Origin of the sequence: Streptomyces sp. NPDC048172 (assembly GCF_043202595.1) — a bacterium.
Classification (GTDB): domain Bacteria; phylum Actinomycetota; class Actinomycetes; order Streptomycetales; family Streptomycetaceae; genus Streptomyces.
Genome location: NZ_JBIDAT010000009.1, coordinates 130,648 through 149,970 on the forward strand (window position 1 = coordinate 130,648; position 19,323 = coordinate 149,970).

20 protein-coding genes are annotated in these 19,323 nt (G+C 74.0%); 10 read left to right on the plus strand and 10 right to left on the minus strand.

The window, feature by feature from the left end:
- Positions 1 to 37: 37 nt before the first annotated feature.
- Both ACGF3A_RS34490 and ACGF3A_RS34495 read left to right on the plus strand, forming a co-directional pair.
- A complete protein-coding gene (locus tag ACGF3A_RS34490) occupies positions 38 to 694 on the plus strand; it encodes a GntR family transcriptional regulator (protein WP_393734664.1) in 657 nt (218 codons plus the stop codon).
- 132 nt (positions 695 to 826) lie between these two features.
- A complete protein-coding gene (locus tag ACGF3A_RS34495) occupies positions 827 to 2,152 on the plus strand; it encodes an amidohydrolase (protein WP_393734392.1) in 1,326 nt (441 codons plus the stop codon).
- 207 nt (positions 2,153 to 2,359) lie between these two features.
- Here the strand turns inward: ACGF3A_RS34495 and ACGF3A_RS34500 are convergent, their stop codons facing one another.
- Genes ACGF3A_RS34500 through ACGF3A_RS34515 form a run of 4 tightly spaced genes read right to left on the minus strand, consistent with a single transcriptional unit; the run spans position 2,360 to position 5,905 of the window.
- Positions 2,360 to 3,022 carry a response regulator gene (locus tag ACGF3A_RS34500; protein ID WP_393734393.1) on the minus strand — a complete coding sequence of 221 codons (663 nt, stop codon included), beginning with the start codon at positions 3,020 to 3,022 and terminating at the stop codon, positions 2,360 to 2,362.
- Positions 3,019 to 4,227, minus strand: coding sequence for a sensor histidine kinase (locus tag ACGF3A_RS34505; RefSeq protein WP_393734394.1), 1,209 nt, complete (start codon positions 4,225 to 4,227; stop codon positions 3,019 to 3,021). Before ACGF3A_RS34505 ends, ACGF3A_RS34500 begins: the two co-directional genes overlap by 4 nt.
- Positions 4,224 to 5,060 carry a CPBP family intramembrane glutamic endopeptidase gene (locus ACGF3A_RS34510; RefSeq protein ID WP_393734395.1) on the minus strand — a complete coding sequence of 279 codons (837 nt, stop codon included), beginning with the start codon at positions 5,058 to 5,060 and terminating at the stop codon, positions 4,224 to 4,226. Before ACGF3A_RS34510 ends, ACGF3A_RS34505 begins: the two co-directional genes overlap by 4 nt.
- A gap of 53 nt (positions 5,061 to 5,113) precedes the next feature.
- Complete coding sequence (locus ACGF3A_RS34515; protein ID WP_393734396.1) at positions 5,114 to 5,905, minus strand: FadR/GntR family transcriptional regulator; 792 nt, start codon at positions 5,903 to 5,905, stop codon at positions 5,114 to 5,116.
- A 115-nt stretch (positions 5,906 to 6,020) separates the two neighbouring features.
- On the opposite strand from ACGF3A_RS34515, the gene ACGF3A_RS34520 reads away from it, so the two are divergent.
- Together ACGF3A_RS34520 and ACGF3A_RS34525 are read left to right on the plus strand one after the other, a co-directional pair.
- Positions 6,021 to 6,809, plus strand: a complete 789-nt coding sequence (locus ACGF3A_RS34520; protein ID WP_393734397.1) for a carbon-nitrogen hydrolase family protein — start codon at positions 6,021 to 6,023, stop codon at positions 6,807 to 6,809.
- On the plus strand, positions 6,803 to 8,323 hold the full coding sequence (locus ACGF3A_RS34525) for an APC family permease (protein ID WP_393734398.1): 1,521 nt from the start codon (positions 6,803 to 6,805) through the stop codon (positions 8,321 to 8,323). The genes ACGF3A_RS34520 and ACGF3A_RS34525 overlap by 7 nt, the downstream gene beginning before the upstream one ends.
- A gap of 34 nt (positions 8,324 to 8,357) precedes the next feature.
- On the opposite strand, the gene ACGF3A_RS34530 is transcribed toward ACGF3A_RS34525, so the two are convergent.
- Both ACGF3A_RS34530 and ACGF3A_RS34535 read right to left on the minus strand, forming a co-directional pair.
- Positions 8,358 to 9,134, minus strand: a complete 777-nt coding sequence (locus ACGF3A_RS34530; RefSeq protein ID WP_393734399.1) for an SDR family NAD(P)-dependent oxidoreductase — start codon at positions 9,132 to 9,134, stop codon at positions 8,358 to 8,360.
- A 95-nt stretch (positions 9,135 to 9,229) separates the two neighbouring features.
- Positions 9,230 to 9,787: an EF-hand domain-containing protein gene (locus tag ACGF3A_RS34535; RefSeq protein ID WP_393734400.1), complete on the minus strand. Its 558-nt coding sequence runs from the start codon at positions 9,785 to 9,787 to the stop codon at positions 9,230 to 9,232.
- 221 nt (positions 9,788 to 10,008) lie between these two features.
- Between ACGF3A_RS34535 and ACGF3A_RS34540 the strand changes: the two genes are divergently transcribed.
- Both ACGF3A_RS34540 and ACGF3A_RS34545 read left to right on the plus strand, forming a co-directional pair.
- Entirely contained in the window at positions 10,009 to 10,692 is a 684-nt protein-coding gene (locus tag ACGF3A_RS34540; RefSeq protein WP_393734401.1) for a hypothetical protein, read from the plus strand.
- Between the two features lie 60 nt (positions 10,693 to 10,752).
- Positions 10,753 to 11,643 (plus strand): chitosanase, encoded by an 891-nt coding sequence (locus tag ACGF3A_RS34545; RefSeq protein ID WP_393734402.1) that lies wholly within the window; start codon positions 10,753 to 10,755, stop codon positions 11,641 to 11,643.
- 16 nt (positions 11,644 to 11,659) lie between these two features.
- Here the strand turns inward: ACGF3A_RS34545 and ACGF3A_RS34550 are convergent, their stop codons facing one another.
- Together ACGF3A_RS34550 and ACGF3A_RS34555 are read right to left on the minus strand one after the other, a co-directional pair.
- Positions 11,660 to 13,099 (minus strand): aldehyde dehydrogenase family protein, encoded by a 1,440-nt coding sequence (locus ACGF3A_RS34550; protein WP_393734403.1) that lies wholly within the window; start codon positions 13,097 to 13,099, stop codon positions 11,660 to 11,662.
- 91 nt (positions 13,100 to 13,190) lie between these two features.
- On the minus strand, positions 13,191 to 13,811 hold the full coding sequence (locus tag ACGF3A_RS34555; RefSeq protein WP_393734404.1) for an L-threonylcarbamoyladenylate synthase: 621 nt from the start codon (positions 13,809 to 13,811) through the stop codon (positions 13,191 to 13,193).
- Between the two features lie 117 nt (positions 13,812 to 13,928).
- Here ACGF3A_RS34555 and ACGF3A_RS34560 point away from each other — a divergent pair, with 117 nt between their 5' ends.
- Positions 13,929 to 15,116 (plus strand): hypothetical protein, encoded by a 1,188-nt coding sequence (locus ACGF3A_RS34560; RefSeq protein ID WP_393734405.1) that lies wholly within the window; start codon positions 13,929 to 13,931, stop codon positions 15,114 to 15,116.
- A 228-nt stretch (positions 15,117 to 15,344) separates the two neighbouring features.
- Here the strand turns inward: ACGF3A_RS34560 and ACGF3A_RS34565 are convergent, their stop codons facing one another.
- Both ACGF3A_RS34565 and ACGF3A_RS34570 read right to left on the minus strand, forming a co-directional pair.
- Entirely contained in the window at positions 15,345 to 16,094 is a 750-nt protein-coding gene (locus ACGF3A_RS34565; RefSeq protein WP_393734406.1) for an alpha/beta fold hydrolase, read from the minus strand.
- A 94-nt stretch (positions 16,095 to 16,188) separates the two neighbouring features.
- The gene (locus tag ACGF3A_RS34570; RefSeq protein WP_393734407.1) at positions 16,189 to 17,439 is read right to left on the minus strand and encodes an erythromycin esterase family protein; all 1,251 of its coding nucleotides are present in this window, start codon (positions 17,437 to 17,439) and stop codon (positions 16,189 to 16,191) included.
- A 58-nt stretch (positions 17,440 to 17,497) separates the two neighbouring features.
- Here ACGF3A_RS34570 and ACGF3A_RS34575 point away from each other — a divergent pair, with 58 nt between their 5' ends.
- From ACGF3A_RS34575 to ACGF3A_RS34585, 3 genes are read left to right on the plus strand one after another with little or no spacing between them, the layout of a single operon-like run.
- Positions 17,498 to 18,256, plus strand: a complete 759-nt coding sequence (locus tag ACGF3A_RS34575) for a TioE family transcriptional regulator (RefSeq protein ID WP_393734408.1) — start codon at positions 17,498 to 17,500, stop codon at positions 18,254 to 18,256.
- Between the two features lie 44 nt (positions 18,257 to 18,300).
- Positions 18,301 to 18,816, plus strand: coding sequence for a DinB family protein (locus ACGF3A_RS34580; protein ID WP_393734409.1), 516 nt, complete (start codon positions 18,301 to 18,303; stop codon positions 18,814 to 18,816).
- A gap of 3 nt (positions 18,817 to 18,819) precedes the next feature.
- The gene (locus ACGF3A_RS34585; RefSeq protein WP_393734410.1) at positions 18,820 to 19,308 is read left to right on the plus strand and encodes an NUDIX hydrolase; all 489 of its coding nucleotides are present in this window, start codon (positions 18,820 to 18,822) and stop codon (positions 19,306 to 19,308) included.
- Positions 19,309 to 19,323 lie beyond the last annotated feature (15 nt).

Below are 19,323 nucleotides of genomic sequence, written 5' to 3' on the forward strand. Positions count from 1 at the left end.
GGCGGGCAGGACGACGGGGGCAGGCGGGAAGACCTCGATGGGCGCGCGGGCGCGCGAGGAGGTCCGACAGCGGATCGTCGACCGGCGCTACCCGATGGGCTCCCGCCTCGTGGAGCGCGAGGTCGCCGAGGAGCTGCGCATGTCGCGCGTCCCGGTGCGCGAGGCGCTGCGCGCGCTCGTCGCCGAAGGGCTGCTGGAGCTGCTGCCGCGCAGCGGCGTACGGGTGCGCAGCCTGGAACGCGCTGACGTGCGGCACCTGTACGAGGTGTGGGAACCGCTCGCCGTCCAGGCCTCCCGCCTCGCCGCACGCCGGGTCGCCGCGAGCGCGCGGGAGGCGCCCGGGGAACCCGGGGAGCCCCAGGGCCTCGGGGCCCTGCGTGCCTGCCTGGAACGGGCCGAGCGGGCGGCCGTGGACGAGGAGGGCACGCGCGAGGTGGCCGCGCACACGGCGTTCCACGAGGAGATCGTGGCGCTCGGCGGCAATCCGCTGCTCGCCCGCATGATGGAGCAGCTCGCCTGGCAGCTCCAGCTCGTCTTCGGGATGCGCGCGGAGCCCGCGCACATGCGGGCCCAGCACCGGGACATCTACCGGCACATCGCGGCGGGCGACGAGGAACCCGCCGCCGCGAGCACGCTCATCCACGTGCGCGACAGCCGCGCGGTGGCGCTGCGCTCGCTCTTCGGGGACCACTAACCCGGTCCGGTTTTGTATACCGCACCTCCGACATTCCTACGGATTTCCCGCACCCAGCCCCTTTGATCTTGTCGGAACACCTCTCTTGGTATACAAAAACCGGGGTCGATCGTTCCCCACCCTGGAGCTGCCATGAGCGTCGAGCCCACCCGGACCCCGTCCCGGATGTCCCGTCGCGGTGTCCTCGCGAGCGCCGCGGCGTTCGCGGGCACCACCGTCACGGTGTCCGCCGCCACCCCGGCCGCGGCCAAGACCGAGAGCCCACGCGGCAAGGGGCCCGCCAAGGCCGTGGTGTTCCGCGACGTGCGCCCGTCCGGCGCGCGCGAGCCCGTGGACCTCACCGTCGTCGACGGCCGGATCTCCGACCGTCCGGCGCCGCCCGGCGCCGAGGTCGTCGACGGCGGCGGGCGGCTCGCGCTGCCCTCGCTCGTGGACGCGCACATCCACCCGGACAAGACGACCTGGGGCGGCGACTGGGTCTCGCGCAAGCCCGCCTCCGGGATCGCCGACTACGCGGCGCAGGACGTCGAGCTGTTCGAGAGCCAGAAGCGTCCGGTGGGCGAGCGCGCGTACGGGCTGATGGCGCACGCCGTGACCCGGGGCACCCGCGCGATGCGCGCCCACGCCGACATCGCCCCCGCGTACGACCTGGCCTGTGTGGAGGGCCTGGGCAGCGCCCGCGAGCGGCTCGGGCACGCGCTCGACGTGCAGATCGTCGCGTTCCCGCAGCACGGCGTGATCCGTACGCCGGGCACGGCCGAGCTGCTGGAGGAGGCCGCGCGCTCCGGCGCCGTCGACCAGATCGGCGGCATCGACCCGATCAGCTTCGACCAGGCGCCCAAGGAGCAGCTCGACCTCGTCTTCGGGCTCGCCGACCGGCACGGGCTCGGGGTGGACATCCATCTGCACGACAGGGACGAGAAGGGCACCGACGTGCTGCGCGCGATCGTCGAGCGCACCCGCGCGCTGGGCCTGCGCGGCAAGGTGACGGTCAGTCACGCGTTCTGCCTCACCAAGCTGTCGGACGCCGAGCTGAACCGTACGGCCGCCGAGCTCGGCGAGCTGGACATCTCCGTGACGACCGTCGCCCCGAACGAGTCGCTGGTCCTGCCCGTCGCGAAGCTGCACGAGCACGGCGTACGGGTCGGCCTCGGCTCGGACGGCGTGCGGGACGCGTGGAGCCCGTTCGGCAACGCGGACATGCTGCACCGCACCCACATCCTGGGCTGGGTCACCGACGTCCGCCTCGACGAGGAGCTGAGCGACTGCTACGCGGTCGGCGCGCACGGCGGCGCCGACCTGATGGGCATCGGCCGCTCGGAGTTCAAGGACGGCGACCCGGCCGACTTCGTCCTCGTCGAGGGCGAGGGCGTCCCGCAGGTCGTGGTGGACATGCCCCGGCCCGACATGGTCGTGCACGCGGGCCGCGTGGTGGCCCGCGACGGCAAACTGCTGTAGGCCGTGGCCACTGGGCAGGGGCTGCCCCACCTGTCCGCCGCAGCCTGCGGGTTGAGTGTGGTCGCTCGCGCAGTTCCCCGCGCCCCTAGAGGTACGGGGCGCTCCTCGGAGCGCCCCGTCAGGGGCGCGGGGAACTGCGCGACAAGCCACGACGCAGCCGCAGCCTTGGGGGCACCTCCCTGTCCGGCCCTGGGACGAAGGTGCGGCTCAGGTGACCAGGCCCTGGCGGTAGGCGTAGACGACCGCCTGGACCCGGTCGCGGAGTTCGAGCTTGGTGAGGATGCGGGAGACGAACGTCTTGACCGTCTCCTGGCTGATCTGGAGCGCCCCCGCGATCTCGCCGTTGGAGAGGCCGTCCGCGATGAGGCGCAGGACCTCCAGCTCGCGCGGGGTCAGCGGGGTGTCCTGCGGGGAGCCGTCGGCGGGCCGGATGCGGGCGGCGAAGCGGCCCACCAGCTGCCGCGTCACCTCGGGGTCCAGCAGCGCGGCGCCCATGGCCACGGTCCGGATGCCGTGCAGCAGGTGGGCGGGCGGCGCGTCCTTGAGCAGGAAGCCGCTCGCCCCGGCGCGCAGTGCCTCGTAGACGTACGAGTCGAGGTTGAAGGTCGTCACCACGAGCACCTTCACGGGGTGCGGGACCCCGGCCCCGGCGAGCAGGCGGGTGGCCTCGATGCCGTCGAGCACCGGCATGCGCACGTCCATGACGACGACGTCCGGGCGCAGTTCCGCCGCGAGCTCGACGGCGGTCTGCCCGTCGCCGCACTCGCCCGCGACGGCGAGGTCGGGCTGGGCGTCGATGATCGTCACGAGTCCCGTACGGACGAGGACCTGGTCGTCGCAGACCAGGACGCGGGTCGGCGCGGCGGTCATGAGGCACCGCCCGCCGGTATCCGGGCCCGGACGACGAAGGTGCCGCCGGGGCGCGGGCCCGCGCTGAAGTCGCCGCCGAGCAGCTCGACCCGTTCGCGGGCTCCGGCCAGGCCCCGGCCGCTCCCGGCGGGGAACGCGGCGCGCGCGCCGGAGCCGTCCGTACCGATCTCCACGGATATCTCCCGTTCGCCGTGCCGCACGTCGACCGAGGTCGGGCTGCCGTGCGCGTACTTGAGGGCGTTCGTCAGCGCCTCCTGGACGACCCGGTACGCGACGAGGTCGGCGCTGCCCGTGGACTCCGCGGGCGTGCCCTCCTCGCTGAACTCGACCGGCTGCCCGGCCTGCCGGGTCTGCTCCACGAGCGTGGGGAGCCTGCCGACGGACGGGGTCCGGTCCCCCGCCCCCGCGAGGGCGCCCGCGCGGTCGAGGGTGGTGTAGTCGGGGTTGAGCAGGTCGAGCAGGTGACGCAGATCGGTGACGGCCCGCCGCCCGGTGTCCGTGACGGCGTTCAGCGTCTGGTCGAGGCGCTCGGGCGAGGCGGTCAGATAGCGCGCCGCCTCGGCCTGCACGACCATCGCCGTGACGTGGTGCGCCACGACGTCGTGGAGTTCCCGGGCGATCCTGGTGCGTTCGGCGGTACGGGTCTCCTCCGCGACGCGGCGGCGGCGTTCGGCCTCCGCCGACCTGGTGGCGCGCAGCCAGGCGCCGATGCCCCAGGCGAGGACGACCGCCAGATAGAACATCACGAACTCGCTCGCGGGCATGCTCGGGCCCACCATGTGGAGGGCGATCGCGAGCGGTACGTACGCCAGGGTGAAGCCCAGCTTGACCGTGCCCCGGTGCCGTTCGACGCAGGCGCCCGCGCCGACCACCGTGAGGGCCATGCCGGTGCCCGCGAGCGTGTGGTAGCCGCGGAGCTGGTCGGCGGCGAAGCCGAGCGAGACCAGCGCGAGGCTCGCGGTCGGCCACCTGCGGACCACGGCGAGCGGCGCGCACTGGAGGACGATCGCCACGACGGCCAGCCAGTCGAAGGGGCGGTCGGGCACGCCGCCCACCTGCGTGCCGTTGCTGTGGAAGTCGGGCACGAACGAGGCGATGAGGAACACCAGGCCGAGGAACGGCCCGAGCACCTGCTCGAACGGGAGCCGCCGGAAGGCTCCCCGCAGTCTCTGCCCGTGTTCCTGTATCCGCCGAAGATCGCTCACCGGGGAAGTGTAGTGAGGGCGTCAACCGGCGCGGCCTGTCGGCGGCGGGGCCGCACATGTCCGTGCCGTCGGGCGTACCAGAGGAATCCGACCGTCGCGAGCAGGCAGAACACCACCGAGTACGGGCTGCCCTCCGGGCCGAAGTCGCCGCCCGTGACGAGGGCGGGGCCCGAGGTCGTGGAGTCCAGCAGGCCCTGGTTGTCGCCGTTGCCCGAGACCGCGGTGCTGAAGATCCCGGCGGCGGCGAAGTTCCAGCCGAAGTGCAGGCCGATGGGCACCCACAGCCGCCGGGTGGCGATGTACGCGGCGGTGAGCATGCCGCCCGCCTCGATGGCGATGGCCACGGCGCCCCACAGGCTCGCGTCCGGATTGGCCAGGTGGTAGACGCCGAACAGCACGCCGGTCAGCGTCATCGCGATCCAGGTGCCGGTACGTTCCTCGATGATCCGGAACAGCACGCCGCGGAAGAGGAGCTCCTCGGTGACGGAGGCCGCCGCCATGAAGCCGATCAGGCCCGCGGCGCCCGTCCGGGAGCCCAGCCCCTCGACCTCGTAGTACTCCAGGAAATAGAGGTTCAGGACGACGAGTCCGAAGAGCGCGACGCCCAGCGCCGTCCCCCAGCCGACCGCCACCCCGGCGCCCTCGCGGCCCAGCTCCACGCAGGCCCGCCGCTCGGTCCGCCGTACGACCCAACCGTAGACCAGCAGTGCCAGCGCCGCGGTCACGAGGCCCGCGCCCAGCATCAGCCATGGCTCACCGTCCACCGCCATGAGCCCTTGACCGCCGACGAAGGCGACAGCCGCGACGGTCACGAGCTGCCACACCACTCTCATGGAAACCCCCTGCACCACACCCCGCGGCCGGAGCGCCGCGGCTCCCCGAGACGCTACGGATCTTGCTCCCCGGAATCGTCACCGCCCGGTGGACACCTGCGCGTAGCTCGCACGGGGGACAGTCCCACGTACATCGTGCGGTGCAGCGCGGTGACATGGGCGTGCACCAGTCGCCCGGCGCGGGCGGCGTCGCGCGCGGCGAGCGCCTCGCGGATCCGCTGGTGCTCCGCGTTGCTCTCGCAGAGGTAACTCATGGGGTACGGCAGGAAGTACAGGTACAGCTCGCCGGTGACCCGGGCGTAGAGCTCCAGCGCGGCGGGCTGCCCCGCGCCCTGCGCGATGCCGAGGTGGAACCGCTCGTCGGCCGCGCGGAACTCGGCCCAGCTCCCGGCCTCGTCCATGGCCGTGACGCACGCGTCCAGCGCCGCGAGACCGGCCTCGTCGAGCCGTTCGGCGGCCAGGTGCGCGAACCCGGTCTCCAGCACGGCCCGTTCGTCGACGAGCCGGTGCACGCGCGCGCTGTCCTGCGCGTACGCCGCGACCTGCGGCACCGCGTCGCGGCGGGGCTCCTCCGCGACGAAGGTCCCACCGCCCCGCCCCGGGCGCCGCACGACGACGCCCTCGCGCTCCAGCGAGGTGAGCGCGCGCCGCACGGTGATCTCGGCGACGCCCAGCGCGGCGGCCGTGCTCGGCACGTTCGGCAGCCGCTCCCCCGGCGTGAGCAGGCCGAGGTCGACGGCGAGCGAGATGCGCGCGCGGACCGTGTCGACGGCGCTCGTACGGCGGATGGCCGCGAGGGCCGTACTGGTGAGGGGGTGCTCCGACGCGCGGTCCTGGGACGCCATCGCCCCAGGGTAAGCGGCGTGCCACGGCCCGCTTTCGGCCGCGCCGACGTCTTTACGTGCTCAAAGTGAGCATGTTTCCATGGCCGGGATCGACTGCCGCCCGCCGAGGAGTCGCATGAAGATCGCCGGACTGCAGACCGCCGGGACCCCCGGCGACGTGGAGGCCAACCTCCATGAGCTGGACGCCGCGTGCCGCCGGGCGCGCGAACGCGGCGCCGAACTGCTGGTCACGACCGAGATGTTCGTGACCGGGTACGACATCGGCGACGCCGTCCTCGCCCTGGCCCGCCGCGATCTGCTCACGCCCGCGCGCGCCCTCGCCCGCCGCCACGGCATCGGCCTCGTCCTCGGCGCGCCGGAACAGGCGCCCGGGGGAGGCTGCTACAACTCCGCGTTCCTCATCGGCGCGGACGGCGCGGTGCTCGGCCGCCACCGCAAGACGCATCTCTTCGGCGCCCTCGACCGCGCGTACTTCACCCCGGGCGACCGCCTGACCCCGCCCGTCCGGTACGGAGACCTCCGGATCGCCCTGCTGATCTGCTACGACGTGGAGTTCCCCGAGCCCGTGCGCGCCGCCGCGCTCGCGGGCGCCGACCTGGTCGCGGTGCCGACGGCGCAGATGCGGCCGTACGAGTTCGTCGCGGACCATCTGCTGCGGGTGCGCGCCTGGGAGAACCAGGTCTACCTCGCCTATGTGAACCACGACGGCGAGGAGGGCTCCCTGAGCTACGTCGGCCGCAGCTCCCTCGTCGCCCCCTCCGGCGAGGTGCTGGACCAGATCCGGCACGGCACGGGGCTGCTGTACGCCGACGTCGACCCGGAAGTGGTCCGCAAGGCCCGCGCGGCGAACCCGTACCTCGCGGACCGCCGACCGGAGCTGTACGAGGAGGACCGCCCGTGCTGAGGAACCCCTCCGGCCCCTCCGAGCCCTCCGGACCCCCCGAACCGGCCGCGGGGAGGCACGGACCGCAGCCGTCCCGGCCCGAGCCGTCCCCGCGGTCGACCCCGCAGCCGTCGGGCAGCCTCACCGGCAGGCTCGGCACCGGCTCCATCGTCTTCATGGTGATCGCCGCCGCCGCGCCCCTCACCGTCGTCGGCGGCAACGTCCCGCTGGCCATCGCCAGCGGGCCCGGCGCCGGAGCCCCCGTCGGCTTCGCGCTCGCCTCGCTCATCCTGCTGGTCTTCGCGGTCGGCTTCGTGACGATGACGCCGTACGTGCGCCAGGCCGGTGCCTTCTACGCGTACGCCACGCGCGGGCTCGGCCACCGGACCGGCGTCGGCACCGCCGCCGTCGCGCTCGTCACCTACACCGCGATCCAGGCGGGCGTCTACGGCTACCTGGGCTGGGCCGTGGACAGCGTGCTGGGCGACTTCGGCGGGCCGACCGGGGTGCCGTGGTGGGTGTGGTCCCTGGCGGCGGTCGGCGTCGTCGCGTTCCTCGGCCACCGGCACATCGAGCTCAGCTCGAAGGTGCTCGGCGTCGCGCTCGTCCTGGAGATCGCGGTCGTCGCCGTGCTGGACGCGGTGATCCTCGTCCGGGGCGGGGAGGACGGCGTGAACGTCACCTCGTTCACGCCGGACGCGGCGCTCTCCGGGCCGCTCGGCGTCGCCGTGCTCTTCGCGCTCACCGGGTTCATCGGCTTCGAGTCGACGGCGGTCTTCCGCGACGAGGCGCGCGACCCGGACCGTACGATTCCGCGCGCGACGTACTGCGCGGTGCTCGTCATCGGCGCCTTCTACACCCTCTCCTGCTGGGCGCTGGTGCTCGGCGCGGGCACGGACAAGGTCACGGCCGTGGCCGACGAGTCGCTGGCCAGCGGCGGCAACATGCTGATGGACGCGGCGGGCGCGTACGTGGGCACGGTGCTGCGGGACATGATGCAAGTGCTGCTGCTCACCAGCCTGTTCGCGTGCGTCCTCTCCTTCCACAACGTCATCGCCCGCTACACCTTCACCCTCTCCCGCCAAGGGCTGGCCCCCGCCCGCCTCGGCGCGGTGCACGAGCGGCACCGCTCCCCGCACGTCTCGTCCCTCGCGCAGTCCGCCACGGCGCTGTCCCTCGTCGTCCTCTTCGCCGCGCTCGGCGTGGAACCGTTGGTCGGCGTCTTCGGCTCGATGGCCGGGGTCTCGACGGTGGGCATGGTGCTGCTGATGCTCACCACCTCGGTCGCCGTCCTCACCTTCTTCGCCCGCCGCCCCGACCTGGCCCGCGGCCGCCCCTGGCAGACCCGCGCGGCCCCGCTCCTCGCCCTCGCGGGCCTGCTCACGGGCCTGTGGCTGGTCGTCTCCAACTTCACCCTCATCACAGGCGGCGGCACGGCCGTCAGCATCGCCCTGGGCGCGATCCCCTTCGCCGCCTTCGCGGCCGGCCTGGCGTACGGCCACCGGCCCGGGAAAGGTGACCTTCCGGAACGGTGACCGGTACTCCTTCATCCGGTCTCGCCCCTGCGGGTCAGCTCTCGCGGTGGACCTTCGTGTTGGAGGCCTGGGCGCGGGGGCGGACCACCAGGAGGTCGATGTTGACGTGGCTGGGGCGGGTGACGGCCCAGGTGATGGTGTCCGCGACGTCGTCGGCGGTCAGCGGCTCGGCGACGCCCGCGTAGACCTTCTCGGCCTTCTCCGTGTCGCCCCGGAAGCGCGTGAGCGCGAACTCCTCGGTCCTGACCATGCCGGGCGCCACCTCGATCACCCGGACCGGCGTGCCGACGATCTCCAGCCGGAGGGTCTCGGCGAGCACGTGCTCGGCGTGCTTCGCCGCGACGTAACCGCCCCCGCCCTCGTACGTGCCGTGGCCCGCCGTGGAGGAGAGGACCACCACCGTCCCGTCGCCGCTCGCGGTGAGCGCGGGGAGCAGGGCCTGGGTGACGTTGAGGGTGCCGATGACGTTCGTCTCGTACATCCGCCGCCAGTCGTCCGGGTCCCCGGCGGCGACGGTCTCGGCGCCGAGCGCGCCGCCCGCGTTGTTGACCAGCACGCCGACCGTACGGAACGCGCCCGCGAACTCCTCGACCGCCGCCCGGTCCGTCACGTCCAGCGGATACGCCTTGGCCTGGTGCCCCGCCTCGTTGATCTCCTTGGCGAGCGCCTCGATCCGCTCCTCCCGCCGCGCGGTCAGCACGACCCGGTAACCGGCCGCCGCGAGCTGCCGCGCCGTGGCGGCCCCGATCCCGCTGCTGGCACCGGTGACGACGGCGATACGGGCCCCGGCAGGGGGTACGTCGGCGGCCATGGCACTGCTCCTCGCTCGTACGGTTCCGAAGCCGACGCCGGACGCCGACCGCCCCCAACCTTATGCAGTCCCCATGCGGTCCCCGCCGCCGGACCTCAGGGGCGGTGGTCCAGGACCAGGTCGCCCGGGGTGCGGGAGGGGGGACCGGCGTAGAAGTCGAGGACGGCGGCGTGCCACTCCGCGGTGGACAGGACGCCGTCGCCGTCGGTGTCCAGCGCCGCGAACGCCTCCGCCGCGCCGGACTCGCTCTGCCCCATGGCCACCTGACCCGCCGTGAACTCCCCCAGGCTGACCGCCCCGTCGCCGTCGGTGTCGATGAGCGCGAGGTGCGCGGCCACGGACGGGCCGACCAGTTCCGGGATGCCGCCCTCGGCGCGGGCCCGGGTCAGCGCCGCGACGAACGCCGCCTCGCTCAGGGCCCCCGCCTCCACGTCCGCGAGCGCGACCAGGCCCTCCCACATGTGCCGGGCCCCCGCGTGCAGGGCGCGCGCCCGGGGCTCGTCGTCCGGCACGCCCAGGCCCCGTACCAGACGCGCGGCGCGGGTCCGGAAGTCCTCGGCGGTGACATAGCCGTCCCCGTCGGTGTCGTGCTGCCGGAAGCGGTGCATGTACTTGGCGCGCAGCGCATCGTCGTCGGTGAATCCGCTGGTCATACCGGCTCCTCACGGTTTCGGGCTCGATCAGGGGACGTTACCCACGCGAGGACTCATGGCCGCATTCCTCACTCGTCATGACGAGGCGCGGCCATCCGTGCTGACGGGACCGGTGCGCCGGCCCCGCGTGCTTCCGTGCGCGGGGACTGCCCCCTGGCCGGTGCGCGGCGCGGGCCCGCACGGTGGGAGGAGCGGACTGCCGACGCGCGAGGGGGAACACCGTGATCCATGTCAGCGAAACCGTCGCCCTGCAGACGATCGAGGACTTCCTCACCGAGGAGGAGGCCGCCCAGCTGGTCAAGGTCATGGACCTGGAGCTGGGGGCCTCGGGGTGGCGGCCGCGGCACCAGGCCGACGTGCTGCCCGCCCCGGACGCCGCGCTGCACGTCCTCCACCAGGCCTTCGACCGCGCGCTCCCCACGGTGCGGCGCACCATGCCCTCCATCGCCGCCGCGCTCCGCTGGGGCTACACGGAGCTGCGGCCCGGCGACCGCGTCCCCACGCACCTCGACGGGATCCCGGACCCGGAGACCCCGCCGCGCAGGATCGGCCGTATCGGCGTCACGCTCACCGACGCGGAGGAGGGCGGCGTCTTCTACGTCGCGACGTCGTCGAGCGCGACGCCGTGGACGGGTCGCGCGCTGGGCCCGGACGACGGGTACCAGGACGGGACGCGGCTCGCCCGCTCGCTCCCGCACGAGGCCGCGTACGTGCGCGAGCACCTCGGCGAGTCCCACTGGATCTCCGAGACGCCCAAGACCCACTGGCACACCGACGCCCCCGCCCGTACCGCCGTCGCCTACGGCGCGCAGCTCATGCACGGCGTGACGCCCGTACGTCGTGGCCTGGCGCGGAAGTTCGTCGCCGACCTGGCCGACGGGGCCGCTCCCGGTGCCGCGTCCTGATCCCGGTGCCCCGGCGACCGCCGCCGGGGTCCGTCACCGTCATGGGGCATCCTGGGGCCCATGACCGCGAGAGGACACATACGCCGCCATGCCACCGTCACAGCCGCCTGTCTGGCCGTGCTCAGTGGCGGGCTCCTCCTGGGGGGCTGCGGCAACGGGGACGACGGGAAGGACGGCCGGGGGAACGGCCGGGGGCAGGGTGCCGAGGAGACGCGGGAGGGGCGCGCGACGCTCTCCGAAGCGCAGCGCGACCGCGCCGACCAGATGCTGACCGTCTTCGAGAACGGCACCACCGAGCCGCAGTACGACTACGCGGAGAACCTCGGCGACGGCCGTGGCGTCACCGCGGGCCGCATCGGCTTCACCACCAGCGACGGCGACGCGCTCACGGTCGTACGGGCATACGCCAAGGAGGTGCCCGGCAATCCGCTGGCCCGGTTCGCGCCCGAGCTGGAGCGGCTGCGGAAGCAGAACAGCGGGGACACCGAGGGGCTCCCGGAGGAGCGGTACGTCGCGGCCTGGAAGCGGGCGGCGAAGGACGAGAAGTTCCGCGAGATCCAGGACCGCCAGATCGACCGGCGCTACTACGGCCCGGCCATGCGCGAGGCCGACCGTGTGGGACTGAAGACGCCGCTGGCCCGCGCGGAGCTGTACGACACGGCGGTGCAGCACGGCGCGGGCCACGACCCCGACAGCCTGCACGCGCTGGTCCGCCGCACCACGAAGAAGGCCGGTACGGTCGGCGAGGCGGGCGAGAAGAAGTGGCTCGACGCCTTCCTCTCCACCCGCGCGGCGAACCTCCGCTCGCCGTCCAACGAGGCCACCGCCGACGAGTGGAAGAAGTCCGTGGACCGGGTCGAGGCCATCCGCCGCCTCGCCGACCGCGGCAACTACGACTTGGACGGGCCGTTCAAGCTCAAGGCGTTCGGGGGCTCGTACTCGATCGAGTGAGCCGTCGAGCGGGCCGTCAGGCGTGCTGGACCAGGTGCTTGATCTCCTGGAACTCGGCCAGCGCGCGGGGCCCGTTGAGCCGTCCCACGCCGCTCTGCTTGAAGCCGCCCTCCTCCATCTGGTCGCGGATGACGGCCCAGGTGTTGGTCCACACCGTGCCCGCGTCGATCCGCCGCGCGACCCGCAGCGGGCGGTCGACGTCGCGGGTCCAGACGGAGGCGGCGAGCCCGTACTCCGTGGCGTTGGCCCTGCGGACCGCGTCGTCCTCGTCGCCGAAGACCTCGAACGTCGCGACCGGGCCGAAGACCTCGTGCCGCACGAGGGGCGCGGCGAGGTCCTCGACCTCGACGAGGGACGGGCGCAGCAGAGCGTCCGCGCCCTCGGCGTGCAGCAGGCCGCCGCGCACGAGGATCTTGCCGTACGCCCCCGCGTCCGCGACGAGCGCGTCGATCCGCTCGGCCTGCGCGCGGTCCACGACCGGGCCCATGTCGGTGTCCGGGTGGTCCCCGGGCCCCGGCCGTACGGCCTCCAGCGCGGCCGTCAGCCGGGCACGCAGCTCGTCGGCGATGCCCGCCTGCGCGAGGACGCGGCTGCCCGCCATGCAGAACTGGCCCGCGAAGGTGGTGACGGCGGCCGTGAGCACCGGTACGGCCGCGTCGAGGTCGGCGTCGTCGAAGACCAGCATCGGGGACTTGCCGCCCAGCTCCAGCACGCACGGCTTCACGCGCCGCGCGGCCTCCGCCATGATCGCGCGGCCCACAGCCGTCGAACCGGTGTAGCTGACGACGTCGGTGCCGGGGTCGGAGACGAGCAGCGGGGCGCCCTCGTTCCCGGACTCGGTGAACGCGTTCAGCACCCCGGGCGGCAGGGAGGCCGTGTCCGCGACGATCTCGTAGAGCAGGGCGTTGGTGAGCGCCGTCTGCGCGGGCATCTTCATCGCGACGGTGCAGCCCGCGGCGAGCGCCGGGGCGAAGGAGCGTACAGCCAGGACCACGGGCGCGTTCCACGGGACGATGACGCCCGCGACGCCGAGCGGCTGATGCAGCGTCAGGGAGTAGCTGCCGGGGGCCATTTCGCCCGCGCGGCCGGTGTCGGTGAGGGCCAGTGCCGCGTTGTAGCGGAGCTTGGGGATCGTGTCCCCGAGCTCCAGTTCGGCGTCGGCGCGCTTCTTGCCCTGCTCGCGGGAGAGCAGCGCGACCAGCTCCCCGCGCCGCGCCTCCATCCGGTCGGCGAGCTCCAGCAGCGCCCGGGACCGCAGCGCGCGGTCCCGGGCCCAGGCCGTTCCCTGGTCCTCGAAGGCACGCCGGGCGGCCGCGACCGCGGCGCGCGCGACGCCCTCGTCGGCGTCCGCGAACGTGCCGATCACCTCGCCGGTCGCGGGCGCGTACGACTCACCCGTACGGGGCCCGTCGTGCCAGGAACCGTCGATCAGATTGCGTACGTGCGGAAGAGCCATCGCCTGCCTCCTCGCCGACCCGGCTGTGCGGTGGACCGACCGCACCGTCGCACCGTTGGCACCTCTTGGGAAGAGGGCCCCGGCTACGCGGCTACTCGAAGCGGTCCGTGGGGCCCGCGCCGCGGCGGACGACCTCGGCCTCGCCGGAGGAGAAGTCGATCACCGTCGTCGGCTCGGTGCCGCAGTCGCCCGAGTCCAGGACGGCGTCCACGACGTGGTCGAGCCGGTCCTTGATCTCCCAGCCCTGCGTCAGCGGCTCCTCCTCGCCGGGCAGCAGGAGGGTGCTGGAGAGCAGCGGCTCACCGAATTCGCGCAGCAGCGCCTGGGTGACGACATGGTCCGGGATGCGGACGCCCACCGTCTTCTTCTTCGGGTGCTGGAGCTGGCGCGGCACCTCGCGGGTGGCGGGGAGGATGAAGGTGTAGCTGCCGGGCGTGGCCGCCTTGACCGCGCGGAACACGTCGTTGTCGAGCTGCACGAAGCGGCCGAGCTGCGCGAAGTCCTCGCAGACGAGCGTGAAGTGGTGGCGGTCGTCGAGGTGGCGCACCGAGCGGATGCGGTCCACGCCGTCACGGTTGCCGACGCGGCAGCCGAGTGCGTAGCACGAGTCCGTCGGGTAGGCGATCAGGGCGGTGTCGCGGAGGCTGTCGGCGACCGCGCCGAGGGTCCTCTGCTGGGGGTTCACGGGGTGCACGTCGTAGTACTTCGCCATCCGCCGAGGGTACGGGAGTGGACACGTGTACGTCCGGGTATGCGCGGCGCCCCCTCGCCGGGGCTTGCGCCGGGCGGCCATACTGGGTCCGTCCGCGACCCCCCACAGATCGACGCCATGCCGAAGACCAGTTCCTCCTCACCCGCCGTCCCCGACACGATGTGGCTGGGACATGGGCGCCACCTCGGGCCCTCGCCCGAGCAGGATGTCCGGCGCAATCTGATCGCGCTCCAGGCCGCTGGCGTGATCGACGGCTTCCTCGCCCTCACGCCCGCCGAGGCCGCCTCGTCCGCCGTCGGCGGCCTCGCCGACCCGTTCGACGGCGAGGGCGGCGCCCCCGCGCTCGACCCGTCGGCCCGGCAGGTCTTCGAGGCCCGCTGGCGCGTGGACGACGAGGTGACGGTGCGCGCACAGCTCACCACGTACGAGTCCGCGGAGCGCCGTAAGCACGGCGAGGCCGTCGCCTGGGTGCTCGCCGCCGAGGCCGGGCGGCCCTGGGACCCGCGCTGGCCCTCCCCCGCCACGATGTTCTGGCCCGACAGCGACAGCACCGAGTGGGACCACGACGCGGTGCCGGGCCCCCGGCTGCGGCTCACGCACCGGCTGCCCGAGGACGACAAGGAGATGCGGCGCCTGCTCAAGGAGTGCTCCCGGCAGAGCTGGAGCGTCCATGTCGTCATCCACGAGGCGATGACCCCCGACGCGCGGGGCAGCCGCCCGGTGACGCTCTTCCTTCCGCCGGGCCTGCGCCACCGCGTGGTGGAGCACCGGGCCTCGCCGGAGCAGTCCCAGATCGTGAACTGGGCGCTGAAGGACCTCCGCGTCCACGTGCCGCGCGGCGGCGCCGTCGTCCTGCCCTCGACCCCGGCGCCCCCGGGGTACGACGCGGACGCCTTCTCGGTGCGCAACGTCTTCCTCGACGGCACGGAGCCGACCGAGCTGATCGAGAAGATCATGGCCTACGCCGCCCTCCCCCGCGCCCTGGCCCCCGAGGCGGGGCAGGCCGTGGACTTCCTGCGGCGGCGCTGGCACCTGCTCACGCCGGAGGAGGAGCTGGACCGCGCCCGCGGCCTCGTCGGACGGTACGCCGAGGCGCTCACGGCCATGGCCGAGTCCCGCGACGCGTACCGCGAGGAGGCCGAGCGCGCCCGCGCGGCGCTCGCCTCGGCGGGTGCGCCGGGTCCGGCGGGCACGCCGGGTACGTCGGGTCAGGCCCCGTCGCCGGACGGACCGGCCCGGAGCGGCTTCACCCAGGTGTTCGGCCGCCTCCGCGACGCGGCGAAGCGTCCGCCGCCGCCGCCGTGACCGAAGCGGCCGAGCAGGGACTGCCCCTGCCTGTGCATCGCGGGCTGCGGGTGGTGGGTGGTTGCTCGCGCAGTTCCCCGCGCCCCTGACGGGGCGCTCCGAGGAGCGCCCCGTACCTCTAGGGGCGCGGGGAACTGCGCGACAAGCCACCGCGCACCCGCAGCCTGCAACACACGGCACGGGGCAGCCCCTGCCCAGCCCAGAGACGAGGGCACCGGGCGCCACAGCCTACGTGGTGTCCGTACGGGCGAGGAAGTCGGCCAGCAGTTCATTGACGGCAGCGGGGCGCTCCAGCGCGGGGAGATGGCCCGCCCAGGGCAGTTCGAGGTGCTCGGCGTCCGGGAGTTGGGCGGCGGTCTGCCGGAAGTCGGCGAAGTCGTGCGCGCCCGAGACGGCGAGGCAGGGGGCCCGGACCGCCGTCAGATCGACCTCGGCCTCCACCGGCTCCGCCTCCTCGGGCGCAGCCGACTGCACCTCGAAGGCGTGCCGTTGCATCGTGCGTACGGCCGCGCGGGCGGCGGCGTCGGCCTCGGGCCCCAGCCAGGAGTCGACCATCAGCTCCGTCGCGGCGGCGACATCGCCCGCTTCGAGCAGCACCTCCTCGCGCGCGCCGAGCGCGGTGAGTTCGGCGGACGGTTCGTGTCCGGGGACGGCGGAGCAGAGCAGCGCGAGCCCGCCGACCCGCTCCGGCCACCGCGCGGCCGTCTCCAGGGCGACGTGCCCGCCGTACGAGGCCGCGACCAGCACCGCCCGCGCGATGCCCAGCGTGTCCAGGAGGCTCAGCACGTCCTCGGCGTCGCTGTACGGGCGGTCCGCCGCCGGGGTCCCGCCGAAGCCGCGGAAGTCGCAGCGCACCAGGCGGTGCCCGGCGCCGCGCAGGGCCGCCCACTGGGCGTCCCACATCCGCCGGTCGCAGACTCCGGCGTGCAGGAACACCACGGCGGGGCCGTCTCCGTCCACGTCATGAGAGAGCGTCATCCGCGGACCTTATACGGCGCCGACCGCCGGCCGGCCGCCATGACGGCCGCCAAGGGCGCGCTGCTGCCTCTCATGCGGTCCGTCGCGCTCGACCTCACCGTCTCCGGCGGGGCGGGAGTTCACGCGCGTCCCTGACGAAGACGACGCCGTCGATGTCGGCCAGCTGGGCCGGGTCGAGCGGGGCGTAGCCGTAGTACGGGGAGACGCGGGCTGCGGGGGCCGGTCCGCCGGACGCGGCGGCCAGCCGGGGGGCTTCGGCCAGGAGGCAGCCGTCCTCCGCGAGCGCGTACAGGAGCCCCTCGACGGTGTCCGGCGGCGGGGTCTCCACCCCGTGGTGCGGGAGCGTGCCGAGGGCCGTGGCCAGGTAGGCGTACCGCTCGCCGAGGCGTGCGTCCACGAGCGCGCCCGCGCCCCACCACTCCAGCGACAGGTCGCCCATCTGCATGGTGCTCCTGCGGCGCTGCAGATGGCTGTTGTTGGCGGAGACGAGGACGGGGCCCCGCTCGGCGAGGGCGAGGAGGTTCTCGGCCATCATCCGGCCGCGCAGCCCCGCCAGCCGCCCGATGCGGCCGGGCGCGGGGTCGGCCATCCGGAAGTGGTAGCGCAGCAGCCCGACGGCGGTACGCCCGTACAGCCGCGCGCGGTCCCACTCGTCCGCCCCGTCCGCCCCGCCCGGGTCCGGCACCTGTACGCCCAGCAGGGTCACCAACTCGTCCGCGAGCAGCCGCAGTTCCCTGACCGCTTCCGATCCGCCGACCGACCGGGCGGGGTCCCGCATCGCGGCGGGGTCGGTCCACCGCTCGTCGGCGCCGAGCAGCTGGTCGAGCCTCTCCTCGGTGCAGGGCAGCAGGGTCGCGTCCACCCGCGCCGCGAGGTGGGCGTGGAGCGCGGTGAGGGCCCGCCGGGGGCTCTCGGCGGCGGTCATCTCCAGCGGGCCGTCGAACCCGGCGAAGCGGACGCGCGCGGACGGGGGCCGGTCCTCGTTGAACTCCCGCATCCAGCCGACGAGTTCACGGTTGGCCTCGGACGCGTTGAACCACGTGTGGCTGAAGCCGTGCGCCATGACCTCGCCCAAGGTGCCCGCGCCCGAGGTGACGTGGTCGTCCACGCGCAGGCCCGCCAGGCAGTCGCTCTCGATCGCGATCGTCCGGTACCCCTCCTCCTCGACGAGCTGCCGGAAGAGCGCGTTGCGCACGTCGAGCAGCGCGGGCTCGCCGTGCACGGGCTCGCCCAGGGCGAGGATCCGGGGGCGGGCGGGGAGCAGCTCCATGACGGCGGTGCCGTCGACGGCGTGAGTGGTCCCCGAAAGGTCGATCGACGTGTCTCTTGCCATGCCGGTTGCCATGGATTCAACGGTATCGTTGAACATTCGATGGAAACTTCCGTACGGGATCAGCGAGTTCATGGGACGAAAGCTTCAAAGGGGTGAGCGGCTGCGGCCGATCGATCTGGCACGTGCGCACGGCCTGTCCACCCAGGCCGTCCGGAACTACGAGGACGCCGGGATCCTCCCGGCCGCCGACCGCACGGCCCACGGCTACCGCACCTACACGCCGCTGCACGCGCGGGCCCTGCGCGCCTTCCTCGCCCTGGCACCCGGCCACGGCCACCGGACGGCGACGGCGATCATGCGGGCGGTGAACGAGGGCGCGGACGAGGAGGCGTTCCGTCTCGTCGACGGGACCCACGCCCAGCTCCTCGACGACCGGCGAACCCTCCAGTCGGTCGAGAACGCCCTGCGCGCCCTGGGCCCGGGAGCCGCGTCCGATTCCCGGGTGGAGGGCGGCGCCGGATCCGGTGGCACGTTCATCGGGCCGCTGGCGGAGAGGCTCGGGGTCCGGCCCGCGACACTGCGCAAGTGGGAGCGCGCCGGGCTCGTACGCCCGTACCGCGAGCCGCGGACGGGATACCGCGTCTACGACGAGGCGGCCGTGCGCGACGCGCTGCTGACGCGGCAACTCCGGCGCGGCGGCCATCTCCTGGAGCAGATCGCCCCGCTCATCGAGCAGGTGCGGACGGCCGGAGGGGTGGAGCCCCTGGAGACCACGCTGCGCGACTGGCACGCCCGGCTCGCCGCCCGGGGGCGGACGCTGCTGAGCGGGGCCGCCGAGCTGGAGGCGTACCTCACCGCCACGGCCCGGCCGGAGAGCCACCGGCCGTAAATCCAGGTGCCCTCCCCCGCGCGGCGCCGGTAGCGTGCGCGGGCATGACATCCGACCTGCGACGCCCCCCGCTGCAAGCGGACGAACGTACCGCGCTGCTCGGCTGGCTGGACCTCCAGCGGCGGATCCTGCGCTGGAAGTGCGAGGGCCTCAGCGACGAGGACGCGCACCGCGCGGTCGTCCCGACCTCTCCCGCCATGACGATGGCCGGTCTGGTCTCCCACATGCGCTGGACCGAACACACCTGGCTGGAGGTGCTGTTCCTCGGCGGCGACAAGAAGCAGAACCCGGCGTTCGACGAGGTCGACGAGGACGCCGACTGGCGCACCGCCGGGCGCCCCCTCGCCGAACTGCTCGCCGAGTACGAGGCCCAGTGCGCCCGGAGCGACGAGATCGTCGCCGCGGCCTCCCTGGACGACACCGGCCGCCACCCCGACTTCCGTTCCGCCGGGGCCAATCTGCGCTGGATGCTGATCCACCTGGTCGAGGAGACCGGACGCCACGCGGGGCACGCGGACCTCGTCCGTGAACTGCTCGACGGCACGAAGGGCTATTACTAGACGGTGTCCGGTACCGGTACGAGTTTCCGGCTGGCGGCGTACGCCGTGTGCGTCGAGGACGGGCGGGTCCTGCTCGCCCGTCACGTGCCGCCGGGCGGCGAGAGCAACTGGACCCTGCCGGGCGGCAGGGTCGAGCACGCGGAGGACCCGTTCGACGCGGTGCTCCGCGAGGTCGCCGAGGAGACCGGGTGCACGGGGGTGGTCGAGCGCCTGCTGGGCGTCGACTCCCGCGTGATCCCCGCCGCCGAACGCGCCGTCCCCGGCGGCCCCGACCACCAGAACGTCGGCGTCTTCTACACCGTCCGCATCACCGGCGGCCGGCTCCGGCCCGAACCGGGCGGCGAGACCGCCGAGTCGGTCTGGACCCCGCTCCCGGCCGTCGCCGCCCTCCGCCGCTCGTCCCTGGTCGACACGGGCCTCGCGCTGGCCCGCACCCTCCCGCCGACGGGTCACGTCCCCGGCACGCCGGTCGGCGGGCTGATCCAGCACTGAGGCCCGCCGAGCGGC

Excerpts from the sequence above, each read along its gene's own strand:
- ACGF3A_RS34580 (WP_393734409.1), top strand. The coding sequence starts at position 18,301 with ATGACATCCGACCTGCGACGCCCCCCGCTGCAAGCGGACGAACGTACC.
- ACGF3A_RS34560 (WP_393734405.1), top strand. The coding sequence starts at position 13,929 with ATGCCGAAGACCAGTTCCTCCTCACCCGCCGTCCCCGACACGATGTGG.
- ACGF3A_RS34565 (WP_393734406.1), bottom strand. The coding sequence starts at position 16,094 with ATGACGCTCTCTCATGACGTGGACGGAGACGGCCCCGCCGTGGTGTTC.
- ACGF3A_RS34530 (WP_393734399.1), bottom strand. The coding sequence starts at position 9,134 with ATGGCCGCCGACGTACCCCCTGCCGGGGCCCGTATCGCCGTCGTCACC.
- ACGF3A_RS34490 (WP_393734664.1), top strand. The coding sequence starts at position 38 with ATGGGCGCGCGGGCGCGCGAGGAGGTCCGACAGCGGATCGTCGACCGG.
- ACGF3A_RS34500 (WP_393734393.1), bottom strand. The coding sequence starts at position 3,022 with ATGACCGCCGCGCCGACCCGCGTCCTGGTCTGCGACGACCAGGTCCTC.
- ACGF3A_RS34510 (WP_393734395.1), bottom strand. The coding sequence starts at position 5,060 with ATGAGAGTGGTGTGGCAGCTCGTGACCGTCGCGGCTGTCGCCTTCGTC.
- ACGF3A_RS34555 (WP_393734404.1), bottom strand. The coding sequence starts at position 13,811 with ATGGCGAAGTACTACGACGTGCACCCCGTGAACCCCCAGCAGAGGACC.
- ACGF3A_RS34575 (WP_393734408.1), top strand. The coding sequence starts at position 17,498 with ATGGGACGAAAGCTTCAAAGGGGTGAGCGGCTGCGGCCGATCGATCTG.
- ACGF3A_RS34520 (WP_393734397.1), top strand. The coding sequence starts at position 6,021 with ATGAAGATCGCCGGACTGCAGACCGCCGGGACCCCCGGCGACGTGGAG.
- ACGF3A_RS34545 (WP_393734402.1), top strand. The coding sequence starts at position 10,753 with ATGACCGCGAGAGGACACATACGCCGCCATGCCACCGTCACAGCCGCC.
- ACGF3A_RS34535 (WP_393734400.1), bottom strand. The coding sequence starts at position 9,787 with ATGACCAGCGGATTCACCGACGACGATGCGCTGCGCGCCAAGTACATG.
- ACGF3A_RS34570 (WP_393734407.1), bottom strand. The coding sequence starts at position 17,439 with ATGGCAACCGGCATGGCAAGAGACACGTCGATCGACCTTTCGGGGACC.
- ACGF3A_RS34495 (WP_393734392.1), top strand. The coding sequence starts at position 827 with ATGAGCGTCGAGCCCACCCGGACCCCGTCCCGGATGTCCCGTCGCGGT.
- ACGF3A_RS34515 (WP_393734396.1), bottom strand. The coding sequence starts at position 5,905 with ATGGCGTCCCAGGACCGCGCGTCGGAGCACCCCCTCACCAGTACGGCC.
- ACGF3A_RS34550 (WP_393734403.1), bottom strand. The coding sequence starts at position 13,099 with ATGGCTCTTCCGCACGTACGCAATCTGATCGACGGTTCCTGGCACGAC.